Origin of the sequence: Cysteiniphilum halobium (assembly GCF_003574425.1) — a bacterium.
GTDB classification, from domain to species: Bacteria; Pseudomonadota; Gammaproteobacteria; order Francisellales; family Francisellaceae; genus Caedibacter; species Caedibacter halobius.
On sequence record NZ_QLIU01000029.1, the window covers coordinates 1 to 17770 of the forward strand.

Below are 17770 nucleotides of genomic sequence, written 5' to 3' on the forward strand. Positions count from 1 at the left end.
AGATCTCCCTATCGGAGGACAGAACACAGAAGACAGAGGACGGATTATTGAATCGCTTTGCGATGGATGATATTTAAAGATTTTTACCGTTAACTATAACGGGTAGCATTATTTAGATATTATCAAGCTTGCTTGATTCAGCATCTGTCTTCAGTCGTCCGTCATCTGTTCTCTGATCTGAAGGGTTGTTGAAGACTACGACGTTGATAGGCTGGCTGTAGAAGTGCAGTAATGTATGAAGCTAACCAGTACTAATTGCCCGAGAGACTTGGTTATTACTCTATGATAGATTGTTAGAGCTTTCTAAGAAGCTTAAGATTTTGGCGGTAATAGTGTTTAGGTACCACCTGACTCCATTCCGAACTCAGAAGTGAAACTGAATAACGCCGATGATAGTGTGGCATTCGCCATGTGAAAGTAGGACACCGCCAAATTATTCAACATTGAAAGACGATGGCACATCGCAAAACAATACATATTCAAAAGGCTCCTTAGGGAGCCTTTTTGCTTTATAACATGCGGTTTGTAGTAAAACCTTCCATGGTGATCATTCCGGACTTTGAATCAACGCTCGGGAGAAAATATCCCCTTGCTTCAAAGTCGTTAAAAGCAGTGCTTTTAACCCATTCCGAACTGACGAAGTGAAACGATTTAGCGCTGATGATAGTGTATTTATCAAAAATACGTCCTGCATTTTTTCAAATCGGCCACTTGCTAATCCGTGACAAGTGGCGTTCGACGGCAAATAGTTGGCACTATTTGGTTTTTCCGTCTCACCATTGCTATGTGACAAATTTGTTGGGAACAAATTTGATCAATGGAAGCATGACATTGGCCATGTAATGGCGTAAGGCAGGATGCCTGAAGTTAAGTAGAACATCATCAGGTTTTTTATTAGAAAGGCACCTAAGGGTGCCTTTTTGCTTTGTGCCTACGGTTTGTCGTGAAATCTTCCAGAGTGATTATGATGTGATGGATATTTTTTCTAAAATCACAAGGAAAACTAACCATAACTGATCTATACTTTGTGATGTATGGATTGTCTTAGTGAGTTGGCTATGTATAAATGTAAATATAATCAACATGGTGGTGTTTTACTTATTGCATTAATTATTGTTGCAGTAGTGTCAATACTATCTGGCTCAATTTTATATATGCTAAAAACAAGTATTGTGCAAAATAAAGCAATTGAAAACTATAATAATTCACGTAACAGTGCTTTTTTAGTGTTAAAAAATGCTTTGGAATCTAATAACTATTTATATACCAATAAACCAATTAGTCCAGTTGTGAGTAGCTATAGTTCCGGAAGCACGATTATTACTTTGACAAATATGGTTGAGTCAAACTTAAACAAAGCTATTTTTTTAGATAATCTAGCGTTAAATAATGCATCAGCTGTATTACAATATGCATCAGAGATGGAGGTAACTGCCCAAACGCAGCATCAAGCTAATTATATAGCGATTATTAATGCCCCTAGTCAATATCGACAAAGTGATGATTTAATCCCACAAACGACACAAAACGTTAATGTTCCTGTGCTTATTTCAACTAATTTAATTGCAGCACAACTTAATGGTTCTAATCAAATTAATGAGGGAACGACAGGTTATTTAGGAAAAGTAACAGTCAATAATACAGCAGGTAAACTGACCTATACTGATCTTCAGGCTAATAATTATGATTTAGCATTTCCAAATACGAATACCTACCAGTTAATACAAGGTTGGGGTATTAGTAATGGTGCATGGTATCTTGATTTATACATTTATGATGTCGCTAATACCAAGGCATATCAGACGGAGATAACGCTATCAGATTTGAAAAACCTGGCACAAGTAAATACATTTTCAACCCTAATGTGGACTGAAATTATTGGTCCTTCGCCACCGATTCCTGATGACTATGATCCAGCATTACAATATCCTAAGGGTAGTTATATTACTTACGATAATCAAGTGTTTCTATCACTGAAGCCGATCAATGTGGGTATTAACGATGACCCTTACAATAATCCTAACGATTGGCGTTTGATTATTCCAGTTGGGACGTATCCACAATGGAATACGGATGTTAACTATTATACAGGGGATATTATTACTTATAATGGTGTGCAGTATGTCGCGACTGCGGATAATAACACCAATCAATCGCCACCACCGAGTAACAAATGGGATATAGCACAATTTAATACCGCACCATGGCAGGCACAAGCTTATAACCCAGGTGATTTTGTAACGTTTAATGGTTTTACTTTTGTCAATGTTAAAAAAAGTAATGCAAAGAAGGATCCATATGATCAAAGCAATAATTGGCGTATAGTTCCTGAGAATAACTTGCCCTTGGTATATGATGCAAATATTGTTTATACGGAGGGTTTACAGATTAGCTATGATAATCAAACCTTTGTCAATATTGTTAGTACTAGCAATGATCCTTACCAGAACCAACAAAATCGCTGGAGAATTGTTATTCCTGAATTTCAAGCACCGGACTATAATGCCAATGTACGCTACTATAAGGGAGATGCGGTTACAGATCCTGGGACTGGAGATAAATATATTACCAATGTTAATTATAATAGCTCAGTAGCGCCTGGTAATCCACCGCCTGGATCAAATTGGGATCCACTACCACCTTAAAGGAGTTAATAAATATGCAATTGTCTTGTCGTATTATCTTGTTATATATGATCTTAAAGTTGAGTATGACATTTTGTTATGGTGTATCCTTGCCGGTAGGATCTATTATAGTCAGTTCAAAATTTATTAACATATATAATGATATTTATAGTTTTGTTATCACAAAAGATGGAGCAGATCGAATTAAAGGTAGGATAATCGACAATGCTGGCAACCAAGCAGCTTATGAGTATAATTTTGGGGTAATTACAAATATCAATAGCGCCTATATTCTACCAATTGATGCAAGTGCTAATCAGAATGTAACAAAGGTGTTATTGTTTTTATCTACTGTCTCCGGACTTGAGCGTATTGTGGATATTAGTTTAAGCAGTGCTCCGGCAATTACGGCAACTACTAACGTCTATACTAACCCTAGTCCTAATAAGTTACTTGTTTATTCTCCTCAAGTTTTATATAGAGATCAAAGTAGCTATTTTTTAATATTGCCCTATCAAAATTCAATGGATATTTATAGTTATACGTATAATCCACCTTTTCCAGCAATCCCCTCTATAGCCTTAAGTAGAACGGTTAACTTTTCAGGGGAAACGATTAAGCAGGTTCTGCCTCTTGAGAAATTTGTCATTGTTGTCACGGAGAATAATGCTAGCCCGCCTAATGGTTACGCACATTTTATTGCATTGAGTGTCGATAAAGAGTTTGCTATCGTAAACCTATCCTCAGTTGATGATGTCTATTTAACGTATGATCCTGCTACGCAAAAAACCCTTTTAAAAACAGCAACTGACTCTAATGGTGTTGAAATTCAAGATGTGCCAATGCCATATGGTGTGATTGGAATGCAATCAGTACAATAAAATACTTGTATGCATCACGGGATTAATCTTATACATTGTAAACCATTATTGCCAAAATTTAACTGATCAAAAGCACGTAAAATGCAAAGCAAAAAAAATCTGTAAAATGCTTTGTGATGGGTATAGTATGGACGCTAATATTTCAGGAAATTTTAATTATAAATCATGAAAAAGATTTTATTATGTGTAACAGGCAGCATTGCTGCGTATAAAGCGCTTGAGTTAACGAGGTTGCTTGTTAAAGCAAATTGTGAGGTTAAGGTGCTATTAACGCACTCTGCTAAAGCTTTTGTTACAAATTTAAGTTTTGAGGCGCTGTCACAACATAAAGTCTATGATGATTTATTCGCATATACAGATCATCCGATTGAGCATATCGAACTTGCGCGCTGGGCAGATTGTATCGTGATCGCGCCTGCTTCTGCTAATACGATTGCAAAGTTGGCACTAGGGTTGGCGGATGATTTGCTTGGCAATGTTGTTCTTGCAACGGATAAGCCCATATTTATAGCGCCTGCAATGAATGTTGTTATGTGGCAGAATCCCGTTGTACAAGCGAATATTAAGCAGCTTAAAAATAGGCGTTTTACAATTTTACCACCGGATGCTGGAGAGCAGGCGTGTGGTGATGTAGGTGATGGGCGTCTAATGGCACCTGAAGTTATTGTTAATCATCTATTAAAGCCAAAGATAAGAACCGATAGACGTGTGGTGATTACCGCAGGACCTACCATTGAAGCACTTGACCCAGTACGTTATTTATCAAATCATAGCTCAGGCAAAATGGGTTATGCATTAGCTGAAGCTTTTCTTAATCTTGGTTGGGAAGTGAGTTTAATCTCAGGGCCTACTCAACTAGAAGTCCCTAAACATTGTGAAATCTTACAGGTGAAAAGTGCCAGTGACATGTATAATACTGTACTCGATAAGATAGAAAAGGCAGACCTATTTATTGCTGCAGCGGCAGTTGCTGATTATTGTCCAGCAGAATATGCTGTTGAAAAAATTAAAAAAACAGATGAAAATGATGTGTTAACATTAAGGTTAGTTAAGAATAAAGATATTTTGGCAAGTGTTGCTACTTTAGCAAAAAATAGGCCTTGTTGTGTCGGTTTTGCCGCAGAGACGCATAATGCAGTAGATCATGCGCTAGCTAAAATTGAGCGTAAGAACCTTGATTTCTTAATATTAAACCAAGTCAATACGGATAATGGTTTTCCTTTTTATAGTGACCATAATGCGGTGCAGATATTTAATAAACATCACAAGCAAGTACTTGCTCTGCCTTTGACATCAAAGCGTGATATTGCCGAGCATATTGCCAGTTACCTAAGTGAAAATGTTATCAAAAAAGAAATTCAAACGGAATTAAATTATGAGTAGACGTATCAAGGTCCTATCAACTGAGCTTGCCAATCAAATTGCTGCTGGAGAGGTCGTTGAAAGACCTTCTTCGATTGTCAAAGAGTTATTTGAAAATGCACTCGATGCCGAAGCAACTGAAATTACATTAGAGCTTGAGCATGGTGGTAAAGAAAAAATTGTGATTCGTGATAATGGTTCAGGTATTGCGAAAGATGATTTACCATTAACCTTAATGCCGCATGCAACAAGCAAAATATATTCACTTGAAGAGCTTGAAGCGATTAACAGCATGGGCTTTAGAGGAGAAGCACTAGCCAGTATTGGTTCGATTGCTAAAGTGAAGATCACCTCAAGAACAGCACAAGAGGAACATGCATGGTGTGTAGATAATCAACTAGAGAACGAATTAATTCCCGCATCACACCCAATAGGGACAACGATTGAAGTAAGTGAAGTTTTTTATAACACGCCGGCTAGACGCAAATTTTTAAAAGCTGAGCGTACAGAGTATGTGCATATTGATGAGTTATTGAAAAAATTCATGCTTTGTCACTTTAATGTGGCTTTAACCGTTTGGCATAATGGTAAAGAGGTAAAGTCCTATTCAGTAGCTGATACGCCACAAAAGCAGCAGCAGCGTATTGCTGATATCTGTGGCGATGAGTTTATTGATAATGCCTTATTGATTCAAGCTGAAGCAATGGGGCTTCAATTATATGGTTGGGTTGCTAAGCCACAGTTTTCAAAGTCACGTGCCGATTTGCAGTATTTTTATGTCAATGGGCGAATTATCAAGGATAAATTGATTGCGCATGCGATAAAGCAAGCCTATAAAGATGTATTGCATCATCAGCGATATCCTGCGTTTATTTTATTTTTTAATATCGACCCACACGCAGTGGATGTTAATGTGCATCCTACCAAACATGAGGTTCGCTTTCGTGAGTCACGCTTAGTGCATGATTTTCTCTTTGCCAAAATTCATCATGCCTTAGCGGATACTAAACCACATTTGCCCGAATCACCAGAAGCACAAAATGAAATAGATACTTTAACATTTCGTGCGCCAGATAACCCTTCAGTCCAGCTAAATCAGGATTGGAATAATAATAAAAATAAGCAGTATGGACAATCATCCAGGAAAGATCACAGTAGTGATATGGCATTATACGAGCAGCTCATTAACCAAAAAGAGGATGCACAACGTTTTGGCGATACTGATTACGTTAATAATGAAGCAGAGGTTATTAGTAAAGTAGAATCACGAACTTTTCAAGATAAATGGCAGGATGCCACACAATTATCTATGCCTTTGGTCGTTGATGAGGTTAAAGAAGCCGTTATAGATCAAAATATTATGGTACAAGAGGCTGGTGCAGCGATACCTGTAAAAGATACAAAGACTTATCCTTTAGGTTTTGCCTTGGCGCAAGTGCATGGCATTTTTATTTTATCACAAACTGAAGATGGTTTGATTATCATCGATATGCATGCTGCACACGAGCGAGTGTTATATGAGAAGGTGAAAATGCTGTGGGCAAAGCATGAGGCCGTGTCACAAGTACTCTTACTACCTTTAACTTTTGAGATAAGCCCTGTATTACTTGATGTACTAGATGCGCATGAAGAACTTCTCAATAAACTGGGGTTTGAATATTCAGCACTTGGTGAGAAAACTTTAGTAATACGTGCGATCCCGGTTTATTTAAAGAATAATCATATTGAGAGCCTTATCATCGAAATTGCTAATAGTCTTAAGATCAGTGGTAAGGCAAAACCAATGGATGACTATGTGCATGCAATTTTAGCAACAATGTCATGTCACAAAGCTGTGCGTGCACATGATCAAATTACCATTGAAGAAATGAATCAGTTGCTACGAGATATGGAGCAAACAGCAAGAGCTGATCAGTGTAACCATGGACGCCCAACTTGGGTGAAAATGACAGTCAATGATTTGGATAAGCTTTTTATGCGAGGGAAATAGTCATAGAAATTTTGCGCTAACTACTTTTGTCAAGCTGTGATTCTATAGTAAACTAAACATCGATTTTGAATATTTAATTGATACCAGTAGAGCAAGCATGATTACAACTAATGAGATTAGACGGTCTTTTATTGACTTTTTTAAAACCAAAGGACACCAAGAAATAGCAAGCTCGTCGTTAGTTCCAGTGAATGATGAAACCTTATTATTCACAAATGCTGGCATGGTACAGTTTAAGGATGTTTTTTTAGGTGCCGATAAAAGATCGTACAAGCGTGCCGTTAGTTCACAAAAATGTCTGCGTGCAGGTGGTAAACATAATGACTTAGAAAATGTGGGCTATACGGCGCGCCATCATACTTTTTTTGAAATGCTGGGAAATTTTAGTTTTGGTGATTACTTTAAGCGTGATGCTATTTTTTATGCTTGGGAATATCTCACGGAAGTTTTAAAACTTCCCAAGGAGAAACTGTGGGTGACAGTTTTTGAAGAAGACAAAGAAGCTGAAGATATCTGGATCAAAGAAGTAGGTGTTGACCCAAAACGTCTATCACGCATTGGTGCTAAAGATAACTTTTGGGCAATGGGTGATACTGGGCCTTGTGGGCCATGCACTGAAATCTTTTATGATCATGGTGATAGGGTTGCTGGTGGCCCTCCAGGCACGCCAGATGAAGATGGTGACCGATATATCGAGATCTGGAATCTGGTATTTATGCAATACAATCGTTTAGCAGATGGGACATTGCAAAAACTACCTAATCCTTCAGTTGATACCGGTATGGGGCTTGAGCGAATTGCTGCGGTATTACAACATGTACACAGCAATTATGAGATTGATATATTCCAAAAGCTTATTCATGCTGCAGCAAAGATTGTGGCAACAGACGATATTAGTAATCCATCACTTAAAGTTTTAGCAGATCATATTCGCGCGTGCAGTTTCTTAATTGTTGATGGTGTTTTGCCTTCAAATGAAGGACGAGGTTATGTACTGCGTCGCATTATTCGCAGAGCAGTGCGCCATGGTTATAAGCTAGGAGCCACGGAGGTTTTCTTTTACCAGCTAGTTGCTACATTGGTTGAAGCAATGGCCGAAGCTTATCCTCAGTTGAAAGAAAAGCAAGTGCTGATTGAAAATGCCCTAAAAAAGGAAGAAGAACAATTTGAAAAAACCTTAAGTCACGGAATGAAGATCCTTGAAGAGGAGATTGCGGAACTTAGAAGTAATATAATTTCTGGTGAGACTGCATTTAAGCTGTATGATACTTATGGTTTTCCATTAGATTTAACAGCTGATATTGCCAGAGAACGTGATTTAATCGTTGATGAAGCAGGATTTACAAATGCTATGGAAGCGCAAAAAGCGCGTGCAAAATCAGCCAGTAAATTTAGTGTCGACTATAATCAAGGGATTAAAACAGATGTAGAGACAACTTTTGTTGGTTATTCAGTGCCAGTGTCAGATGCGTATGTGTTAGCACTCTTTAGTGAAGGTAAAAGGAGAGATAAGCTTGTCACTGGGCAAGAGGGTGTCATTATTTTAAATCAAACACCTTTTTATGCCGAATCTGGTGGACAGGTTGCGGATAAAGGGGTCATTGAGGCTTTAGGTAGTGAGTTTGCCGTGGAAGATGTACAAAAATCTGGGTTGGCATTTTTGCACATTGGCAAAGTGACGAAAGGTAGTTTTGCAGTTGATGATGAAGTCACTGCACAAATTTCTAATAAGCGTGCAACAACGGCAGCGCACCATACGGCAACGCATTTGTTACATGCAGCATTAAGGGAAGTTGTCGGTTGTCATGTTGAACAAAAAGGTTCATTGGTGGAGTTTAATAAATTACGTTTTGATTTCTCTAATCCATCGGCAGTAACGATGAAACAGATAAAAGAAGTAGAGCGTGTAGTGAATGCCATTATTCGTCAAAATATGGTAGTTGAGACGATAGAAACCTCGCCTGAAGTGGCGAAAGACATGGGGGCAATGGCGCTTTTTGGTGAGAAATATGGTGATATTGTGCGTGTGTTGCGCGTTGGCGATTTCTCTATTGAACTTTGTGGTGGCACGCATGTCACGCAAACCGGTGATATTGGCTTATTCAAGATAACTTCTGAGAGCGGCATTGCTTCAGGCGTACGCCGTATTGAGGCTGTTACCGGACTTTATGCTGAGAACTATATTGAAGAAAAAGAAGAAACATTAACAACGATTCATGAACTTTTAAAATCCAGTGATGATAATGTTTTAGATAAGTTGTTGAAATTGCAGCAGCAAATCAAAGCACAAGATAAAGTGATTAAAGGTTTAAAACAGCAGATTTCATCGGGTAACTCCGTTGCCATTAAAGAAGCACAAATTGATGATGTCACATTGATTTCAGCACTGCTGCCAAATGTGGATATGGGAATATTGCGTGAAAAGATTGATCAATACAAAGCACAAAGGCCTAAAGTGGTTGTTGCTCTTTCTACTGAGAATGAAGGTAAGGCACAAATTGCCGTAGGTGTTAGTAAAACGATTACTGATAAGATTAAAGCAGGTGAGCTAATCAACTTTATTGCCATGCAAGTTGGTGGTAAAGGAGGGGGACGCCCTGATATGGCACAAGCCGGTGGTAATGACCCACAAAATCTACCCAAAGCAATGACTTCAGTGCATGAATGGGTAAAAGAGCGACTATGATAGCAAAGTGCTATATTGAACATAAAATTAGGAAGAAAAGGTATGACCTTTAAAATAAAAACACTTTTTGGATTATCACTTGCTATAAGTGCTGGTGTCGCTATGGCGACTAGTGAGACTCCAATAGAAAATTTGGTGCAAATTTATCAGCAAGCACTGGATAACTCACCACAATATAAAGCTGATTTTTATACGATGCAGTCTAGCAAAATGGGGGAGCCCATTGCTTTGGGGGCTTTGCTGCCAAATATTGGTCTAAATGCAGGAGCCACACTTAATCGAATCGATACAACACCACAAAGTGGCAGCTATCGTAACTACACAGCAGGTATCAGCCTGACACAAACACTTTTTAATTATGGTAATTATCAAACTTTTCAAGCGTCAAAGCAAAGCGCTTTAAGTGCAGAAGAAACTTATAATGCACAAAAGCAGCAGTTTATTTTAGATGTGGCAACAGCATACTTTAATGTGTTAAATGCTAAAGAGCAGGTTGTGTTCTTAAAGGCAAAACTCAAAGCAGTAGGAAGTACACTTGAGCAATCGAAACTAAAATTAAAAGTAGGGATGTCGACAAGTGTTGATGTTAAAGTGGCAGAATCAAATTATTATAGTGCTTTAGCAGATTTAAAAGCAGCGGAAAATAATGTTGAATCGGCTTATTATGCCTTGTATCAATATACTGGTGTCGATAATAAATCACTGGTTGATTTAAAGGATAACGTTAATTTTACTCATCCTATACCGGATAATGTTGAGGAGTGGGTTAAACGCGCACATGCCAGTAACCCAAATTTAAAAGCACAGCTTTATACCCAGAATGCAGCAGCAAAAGCTTGGTCTGCATCGACGGGTAATTTCTTGCCAAATATCAGTTTGACGGCGAATTATAGTGTTAATGATAATTCAGGCAGTAGCTTTGCGATAGATGCTGCGAATCTACCTGTTGGTCATTACAATAATGGTTATGTTGGTGTGACCTTTAGTTGGAATATTTTAAATGGTGGTAGTGATTATGCTTCCAGAAAGCAGGCAGCATTTAATTATCAAGCTGCTGAATTCACTACCCTTGATCAGCAACGTACCATTACCCAGAAGATTGAAGTTGATTTTTATAATGTTATTTCTGATGTTAAACAAATTGAAGCCTATAAACAATCAGTAATTGCAGGTGAGGCAGCTTATAAACAATATCAAGCACGTTATAAAGTCGGTAGCTCAACCATTACCGAGGTATTAGATCAGCTGCAAAAGCTTTATGAAAGCATGTCATTACTAGCGGCATCTAAATACAAGTATGTCACCGATGTTCTACAACTTAAGCTTGATGCGGGTACGTTATCACAGCAAGATATCCAAATCTTTAATTCATGGCTTAAGTCTTAATTTATATTGTGTGTAAAATGGTTTAAAAGCGGTATATTCTTTCTATCAAAGCAATTAGCAGGTGAACTTGTTAGTAAAAGATGATATAAATAATGGCGTTTAATCACTAACTAGAGAAGCTTAATGCAAAAGAAGCTAGCAAACGGAGTTATCGTCATTTTTGGCGCCTCTGGGGATTTAACTGCACGCAAATTAATGCCGGCAATATTTAGCCTTTATCAGCAAAAAGATTTAAGCAAAAGCAATATTGTTTTGGGGGTGTCGCGCAGTCAATTTGATGACGTCAGTTTCCGTCAGAAGATGCAAGATGCGCTGTTGGAGGAGTATCCTAAAGAGGAAAAATCAATCGATAAGTTCCTTGATCAAGTATTTTATCAGCAGATTGATGTTTATAAGGATGAAGGTTATGTCTGTTTGCAAAAGCGTTTAAAATCACTATGTAAAATACATAAGCTTGAACACAATTTCTTATTTTATTTATCCACACCACCGAGTTTGTATTATGAGATTCCAAGGCATATTGCAAAACTTGGGCTTAATGATGAGAGTGATGGCTATAAACGCATTATTATTGAAAAGCCATTTGGTACAGATGAACAAAGTGCCCAAGCACTAAATGCACACTTGTTACAGCATTACCAAGAATCACAGTTATTTCGTATCGATCATTATTTAGGGAAAGAAACAGTTCAGAATCTTTTGGTGTTTCGTTTTGCTAATGCAATTTTTGAACCGCTTTGGAATGCCGCGCACATTGAGAATGTTCAGATTTATGCCAATGAGGCAATAGGTCTTGGCGCGCGGGCTGGCTATTATGATCAAAATGGTGCAATTCGTGATATGATTCAAAACCATCTATTGCAGTTATTGGGGATCGTTGCAATGGAGCCACCGGCGAAGATGGATGCATATTCAATACGCAATGAAACCTTAAAAGTATTCCAATCAATTCGTCGTTTTAAAACGGCTCAAGATATTAAGGAAAATGTGGTTACCGCTCAGTACCAAGAAGGCTGTGTGCAGGGTGTTGTCAAAGGAGCATATCGCGATGAGGAAGGGGTTGCGGCAAACTCAACAACAGAAACCTATGCAGCAATTCGCTTTTTTATCGATAATTGGCGTTGGCATGATGTACCGTTTTATGTGCGCACGGGTAAACGCCTAAATCAACGCGTTTCAGAGGTTGTAATTAATTTCAAAGCCACACCACATCCTTTTTTCTCACAGGTGCAAAAGATTAGTAAGTTTAAAAATCAATTGGTTATTCGTATTCAGCCTGATGAGGGGATTAAGTTGAGCTTTGCTGCCAAAGAGCCAGGCAGCGGTTTTAAAACGCATGAAGTAGATATGGGTTTTTATTACTCTGACTTTGCGCAGAAATCTATGCCTACCGCGTATGAGCGCTTGATTCTTGATGCTTTGCAGGGTGACAACACACTATTTGCTCGTAATGATGCAGTGGAGGCGTGTTGGAATATTATTGATCCGATTATTCAGTATGTACAAAAGCATGGCAAAAGCTTATTAAGTTTCTACCCAAGTGGATCCTTTGGACCAATTAAAGCAGATCAAATGCTTGCCGAGCTTGGACATACTTGGCGCAATCCATCATCAGTTTTTAAGCAGAAAAAGTAATAGCGCATGATGTTGAATTAGAGAAAGTGCGTAACGCCAATTGGTTAGAAAGTTTAGAAAATTAAGAAATAATGGCTAAGACTAAATATTCACCCACAAGCGCTCACAGTACCCTGAGCGTAAGTCGAAGGGTAAGATTGGGAAAATTACACTCTCATAGAGGCTTCGACTTACGCTCAGCCAGCGCCTACACAATCAAAGTGGGCAGGAATATGGTCATAGCTGAAATAATTTGAGGTAATCAATGTCATATATTATCTATCAACAGCAACAAGATATTGCTTATGCAATGTTTGATAAATTGGTTGCATTATCACATTTAAAGCAAGATTGTGTGCATATTGCATTATCAGGTGGCACGACACCTAAGAGTATCTTTGAGCTGATTAATCAACTGGGGAAATCCACAGTAATCAATTGGCAAAAACTACATTTTTGGTGGTGTGATGAGCGCTGTGTTGATTTTGCCGATAAAGAAAGTAATTTTGGTGAGGCGGATAGATTATTGTTTGCAAGTGTTGAAATTCCAAGGGAGAATTTGCACCCGATGCAAGGTATGATCGCATCTGAGCAGGCAGCACTTAACTACGTTCAGCAGCTAAAAAAGCATGTGCCACAGGTCGATGGCGCACCACAATTTGACTGGGTATGGCTGGGAATGGGCGATGACGGGCATACTGCGTCACTTTTTGTCAATGGTGTTTCACTATCTTCAGATAAATGGGTCGAGGTCGCTGTGCATCCAACTACTAAGCAAACTCGCATTACTTTAACGCTAAAAGTACTTAATAATGCCAAAGTGGTTGATATCTTAGTGACAGGTGAAAATAAAGCAGATATGTTAGCTAAGATATTTGATCGCGAGACAGTGACGATAGACTATCCTGCGAAAGCCTTAAAGCTAGAGGCTGGACGTCTTGTCTGGCATTTGGATCAGGCTGCCGCTAGTGCATTGACTGGAGAATGAGAAATAAGGAATCATAATGAATCAACACATAAGACAACAGTTAGAGCATTTACTGAAAACGGATTATTCAGATTTAGACATTAAAACCTTATTCAAAAAAGATGAAGATCGTTTTAATAAATATCATTTAAAAGTGGGACATTTATTATTGGATTATTCAAAAAATAAGCTAACGGATGATATCTTGGCGAATCTTTTTGAGTTAGCGCGCGATGCAAAGGTGGAAAAGTATCGCGATAAGATGTTTGCAGGAGACAAGATTAATACCAGCGAGCATCGCGCTGTGTTACATACTGCTTTGCGTGATTTTTCTGATCAAGCGATTATGGTCGATGGGGTTAATGTTAAACCTGAAATTATCAAAGAACGTTTGCGTGTCAAAGCATTGGTTGAAAAGGTGCATACCGGGCAATGGCGTGGGCATTCAGATAAAAAGATCACAGATATTGTTAATATTGGTATTGGTGGATCCGATTTGGGTCCAAGAATGGTAGTTAAGGCATTGTCGCCTTATCACTTAAACAAAACACAAGTGCATTTTGTCTCAAATGTTGATGCCGAGTCTATTTTAAGTGTGACCACAAAGCTTAACCCTGAAACAACGTTGTTTATTGTGGCATCCAAGTCATTTACCACACAGGAAACCTTGATGAATGCAATGACAGCGCGCAAATGGTTACTGAACTTTTATAAACAAGAGCAAGCTGCAGTAGCCAAACATTTCATTGCCGTATCTAGTGCATTGGATAAAGTACAAGCTTTTGGTATTGATCTTAATAATTGTTTTCAAATGTGGGATTGGGTTGGTGGACGCTACTCATTATGGTCGTCAATTGGTATGGCGATTGTATTTGCTATTGGCTTTGATCATTTTGAGGAATTGTTAAAAGGCGCTTTTGCTATGGATGCTCACTTTAAAAATGCGCCACTGACAAAAAACATGCCTGTTATTATTGCATTGGTTGCGACTTTATATAGTGACTTTTATCATACGCAATCACAGGCGATTTTGGCATATGATGAGCGTTTACGTTATTTGGTCGATTATTTACAGCAAGCCGATATGGAAAGCAATGGTAAATCGTGTAAAAAAGATGGTAGTTTAAGTCCTGAGCAAACTGGAGTTGTGCTATGGGGTGGGGTAGGCACTAATGGGCAGCACGCTTTTCATCAATTGTTGCATCAAGGTAATGTCATTGTCCCTGCTGACTTTATTGCGATTAAAAAACCACATCACTCCTTGAAAGACCATCAGCAAGCGTTGTTGGCAAATTGTTTGGCACAATCTCAAGCCTTAATGCAAGGGAAGTCTTTAGATCAGGTGGTCGATGAGTTAAAAGCACAAGGCTTATCAGAGCATGAAATCAATACTTTGGCACCTCAAAAAGTCATTGCGGGCAATAAACCAAGTAACACGCTGGTAATAAATGAGCTAACCCCTCGCGCATTAGGTGAATTGATTGCATTGTATGAGCATAAAATTTTTGTCCAGGGTATCCTGTGGCGAATTAACAGTTTTGATCAGTGGGGTGTTGAGTTAGGTAAAGCCTTAGGCAAACCCATTTTAACCAGTTTGCAGCAAAGAGACTTTAATAACGAAAGTTATGATAGTTCAACTCAAGGCTTACTTAAATACATTTCTTAATGTAGTATTTTATTATGTTGGCGCTGAATAAAATAATTTAGAATAGCGCTGCTAATCAATCCAATCAAACCGCCAATAAACACATCAACTATCCGATCACTGCTAGTATATAAAAAGTGGGCGCCTGCGAAGATGACGATAAAAAAGCAACGTATAGCAAAGGATGCTGTATAGTTCTTAAGCCCCCTTAAGCTTAAGATAATGCCAATAAAGCTCAAGTTAAAAATCAGAGGGCTATTAAGGTTAAACAGCAGTGTCACTATGATGCCTAATGATAAACCAATACATGCACCGGTGATGCGTTTTTGAATCTTATCACGTGCCTTTTTAAAACTTAGGCTTGCGACGGATAATGATGACCATAATAACCACTGTGGCTCAGCTAATTGTAAAAAATGCCACACAAGCATACTGGCTAAAATGGGTAAGAAGTAGACACAGTAGTGTAAGCTGTGTTGTGATTGTAGTTGTAATGTGAAGTTTTGATAACCTTTGATTGCTTGTGTGCGTAGGTTAATGAGAAAGACAATAACAATACTTAAAAGGCTGACACCAAAAAGCTTTGCCATCATTGTGATAGTGATCAGATCACTATAAGCTCTTGTTTCAAATGCAGTATAGATAATACCGATAAATAAATAAGCGCCCATTGATTTAAAGCTTGTATTATAAGTCTCAATGATGCCGATCATGACTGCAATAATTGAAACAATAGCTATAAAATAAAAATCACTATGTGCTAGGAGTTTTACCAAGGCGAAAGTAATGCCAAATAAAAAAATAAGCATAACAAAAGCAATACGTTTACTGGAGTGATCACAAAAAGGAATAATCACTGCAGCAGCATATAAACCGCAGATTAGGTAAATTGGTTGTGAAAGAAAATAGCTTAGAATAGTAGCGGGTACAACGGCAATCAGCATTTTAACTATGGATGAATAATTAAAAATTTTGTGCATGATGTTTCCTTTAGTGACATATGAGTGAATTATAGTAGAACTTAATCAAACCTTAAATTCGTTTAGTTTATATGACTATTTAGATTATCTAAATTAATAGCATTACCCAAAAAAAGCAGGGTGCGAATATGCAGCAAGTTAAAAGTTAGCGAAACATATCAAAATTTAGCATTGATAATGCTACTATTTTAACCATTGACGAGCAAATATAAGTGAGCATTTAATGCGAATATTAGTAGTTGAAGATGATGAAATGTTAGGTGATGGTATTGTTGAAGGTTTAAGGCAGCATAACTATGCTGTTGATTTAATGCGTGATGGCAAAATGGCAGAACTTGCGTTGGAGACTGAGCCTTATGATGCTGTGGTGATGGATATCGGTTTACCACACAAGGATGGTATTGCGATTGTGAAGAGTATTCGTGCTAAAGGTAATGCCGTACCAGTATTGTTGTTAACTGCGCGTGATGCAATCGATGATCGGGTACGAGGACTTGATTCAGGGGCTGATGATTATTTGACAAAGCCTTTTGATTTATCTGAGCTCTTGGCAAGAATGCGTGCATTAGTGCGCCGTTCAGCAGGACGTAGTGAGCCTAAAATTAAATTTGAAGCGTTGGAATTAGACCCTGCAGCACAAACCCTTACAATCAATGGCGAGTTTGTCAAACTGTCAAGACGTGAATTTGCGCTATTGGAATGCTTATTAGAGAACATTGGTAAGGTAGTTTCTAAAACAAAGCTTCTTGAAAAATTATATGGTTGGGATGAGGAGGTCGATTCTAATACATTGGAAGTGCATATTCACAATTTGCGTAAAAAAATTCAAAACAAATATATCAAAACATTACGTGGTGTTGGCTATATTATTCAAAAATCACGGGAGTATTGAAATAACTGTGTAAATTCTTTCATAGGTTATAATGGTAAAAACGTATAATCTAAGGACGAAAGATGAAGAACAAAGAACAAAACAAAGCATTAGATCAAGCGCTTGATCTCATTGTTGAATCAGGAGCCGATTTATCCAATCTATTTAAATCAGATGGCTTATTAAAGCAATTAACCAAAGGTCTGGTTGAACGTGCTTTACAAGGTGAATTAAAGGCACATCTTGGTTACGACAGGCATGAGCGTAGCGATTCTGCTAATGCCCGTAATGGCACAGCAAGAAAAAGCGTAATAACAGAAGATGGCCCATTGGAAATTGATGTGCCTCGTGATCGCTCAGGTGAATTTGACCCTGTACTTGTTCCCAAGCGAAGCACTCGGATTGAAGGTTTGAATGAAAAGATTATTTCACTATATGCCAAAGGTATGAGTGTTTCAGCAGCAGCTCCCGCTGTATTTTTTATTGTTGATAGCCTTAATAGGTGCTTTTTGAAAAAAATAAAATGCCCTGCCATCTTTAACAGCATTTTAAACTTTTATGTCGTATCAAAAAATTCTAGGGTATATCAAAAGCACATAGTTCACGGTATGTCATGCTAACATGTGTCAATAATGGGAGGACTCTTAAGCTTTCCAGCAATGTACAAATATAATGCTTCCCAGCTCTTGATAATCGTCACAAAAAAGGCGCTTCGTATGCGCTCCCATAGATAACTTAGCTTTCCAAGCTTCTTCACAGCCGCT

Annotated in this window: 11 protein-coding genes, 2 rRNA genes and 1 pseudogene; 13 read left to right on the top strand and 1 reads right to left on the bottom strand. The window is 38.2% G+C overall.

Translation table 11 applies throughout. From position 1 onward, the window contains the following. The 11 genes from DNK85_RS11775 to pgi all read left to right on the top strand — a co-directional run. Window positions 1-276, top strand: a 23S ribosomal RNA gene (locus tag DNK85_RS11775); the annotation flags it as partial. Between the two features lie 43 nt (window positions 277-319). Then, window positions 320-434, top strand: a 5S ribosomal RNA gene (gene rrf, locus DNK85_RS06615). A 624-nt stretch (window positions 435-1058) separates the two neighbouring features. Next, complete coding sequence (locus DNK85_RS06620) at window positions 1059-2645, top strand: hypothetical protein (protein WP_162896566.1); 1587 nt, start codon at window positions 1059-1061, stop codon at window positions 2643-2645. A 14-nt stretch (window positions 2646-2659) separates the two neighbouring features. Beyond that, the gene (locus DNK85_RS06625; RefSeq protein ID WP_119328793.1) at window positions 2660-3505 is read left to right on the top strand and encodes a hypothetical protein; all 846 of its coding nucleotides are present in this window, start codon (window positions 2660-2662) and stop codon (window positions 3503-3505) included. Window positions 3506-3670: 165 nt separating this feature from the next. Beyond that, window positions 3671-4888 carry a bifunctional phosphopantothenoylcysteine decarboxylase/phosphopantothenate--cysteine ligase CoaBC gene (gene coaBC / locus DNK85_RS06630; RefSeq protein WP_119328794.1) on the top strand — a complete coding sequence of 406 codons (1218 nt, stop codon included), beginning with the start codon at window positions 3671-3673 and terminating at the stop codon, window positions 4886-4888. Then, window positions 4881-6857: a DNA mismatch repair endonuclease MutL gene (mutL, locus tag DNK85_RS06635; protein ID WP_119328795.1), complete on the top strand. Its 1977-nt coding sequence runs from the start codon at window positions 4881-4883 to the stop codon at window positions 6855-6857. Before coaBC ends, mutL begins: the two co-directional genes overlap by 8 nt. 97 nt (window positions 6858-6954) lie before the next feature. Further along, a complete protein-coding gene (gene alaS / locus DNK85_RS06640; RefSeq protein WP_119328796.1) occupies window positions 6955-9543 on the top strand; it encodes an alanine--tRNA ligase in 2589 nt (862 codons plus the stop codon). Between the two features lie 42 nt (window positions 9544-9585). Continuing rightward, window positions 9586-10929: a TolC family outer membrane protein gene (locus DNK85_RS06645; protein WP_119328797.1), complete on the top strand. Its 1344-nt coding sequence runs from the start codon at window positions 9586-9588 to the stop codon at window positions 10927-10929. Between the two features lie 123 nt (window positions 10930-11052). Then, on the top strand, window positions 11053-12564 hold the full coding sequence (zwf, locus tag DNK85_RS06650) for a glucose-6-phosphate dehydrogenase (protein WP_119328798.1): 1512 nt from the start codon (window positions 11053-11055) through the stop codon (window positions 12562-12564). Between the two features lie 244 nt (window positions 12565-12808). Then, complete coding sequence (pgl, locus tag DNK85_RS06655) at window positions 12809-13531, top strand: 6-phosphogluconolactonase (RefSeq protein WP_119328799.1); 723 nt, start codon at window positions 12809-12811, stop codon at window positions 13529-13531. Window positions 13532-13547: 16 nt separating this feature from the next. Then, window positions 13548-15176, top strand: a complete 1629-nt coding sequence (pgi, locus tag DNK85_RS06660; protein ID WP_119328800.1) for a glucose-6-phosphate isomerase — start codon at window positions 13548-13550, stop codon at window positions 15174-15176. Here the strand turns inward: pgi and DNK85_RS06665 are convergent. Next, window positions 15173-16135, bottom strand: a complete 963-nt coding sequence (locus tag DNK85_RS06665) for an FUSC family protein (RefSeq protein ID WP_119328801.1) — start codon at window positions 16133-16135, stop codon at window positions 15173-15175. The two genes, pgi and DNK85_RS06665, sit on opposite strands and share 4 nt — an antisense overlap. Before the next feature lie 223 nt (window positions 16136-16358). On the opposite strand from DNK85_RS06665, the gene DNK85_RS06670 reads away from it, so the two are divergent. Together DNK85_RS06670 and DNK85_RS06675 are read left to right on the top strand one after the other, a co-directional pair. Further along, a complete protein-coding gene (locus DNK85_RS06670; RefSeq protein ID WP_119328802.1) occupies window positions 16359-17027 on the top strand; it encodes a response regulator in 669 nt (222 codons plus the stop codon). Window positions 17028-17089: 62 nt separating this feature from the next. Further along, window positions 17090-17464, top strand: a pseudogene (locus DNK85_RS06675) (transposase); the annotation flags it as partial. Window positions 17465-17770 lie beyond the last annotated feature (306 nt).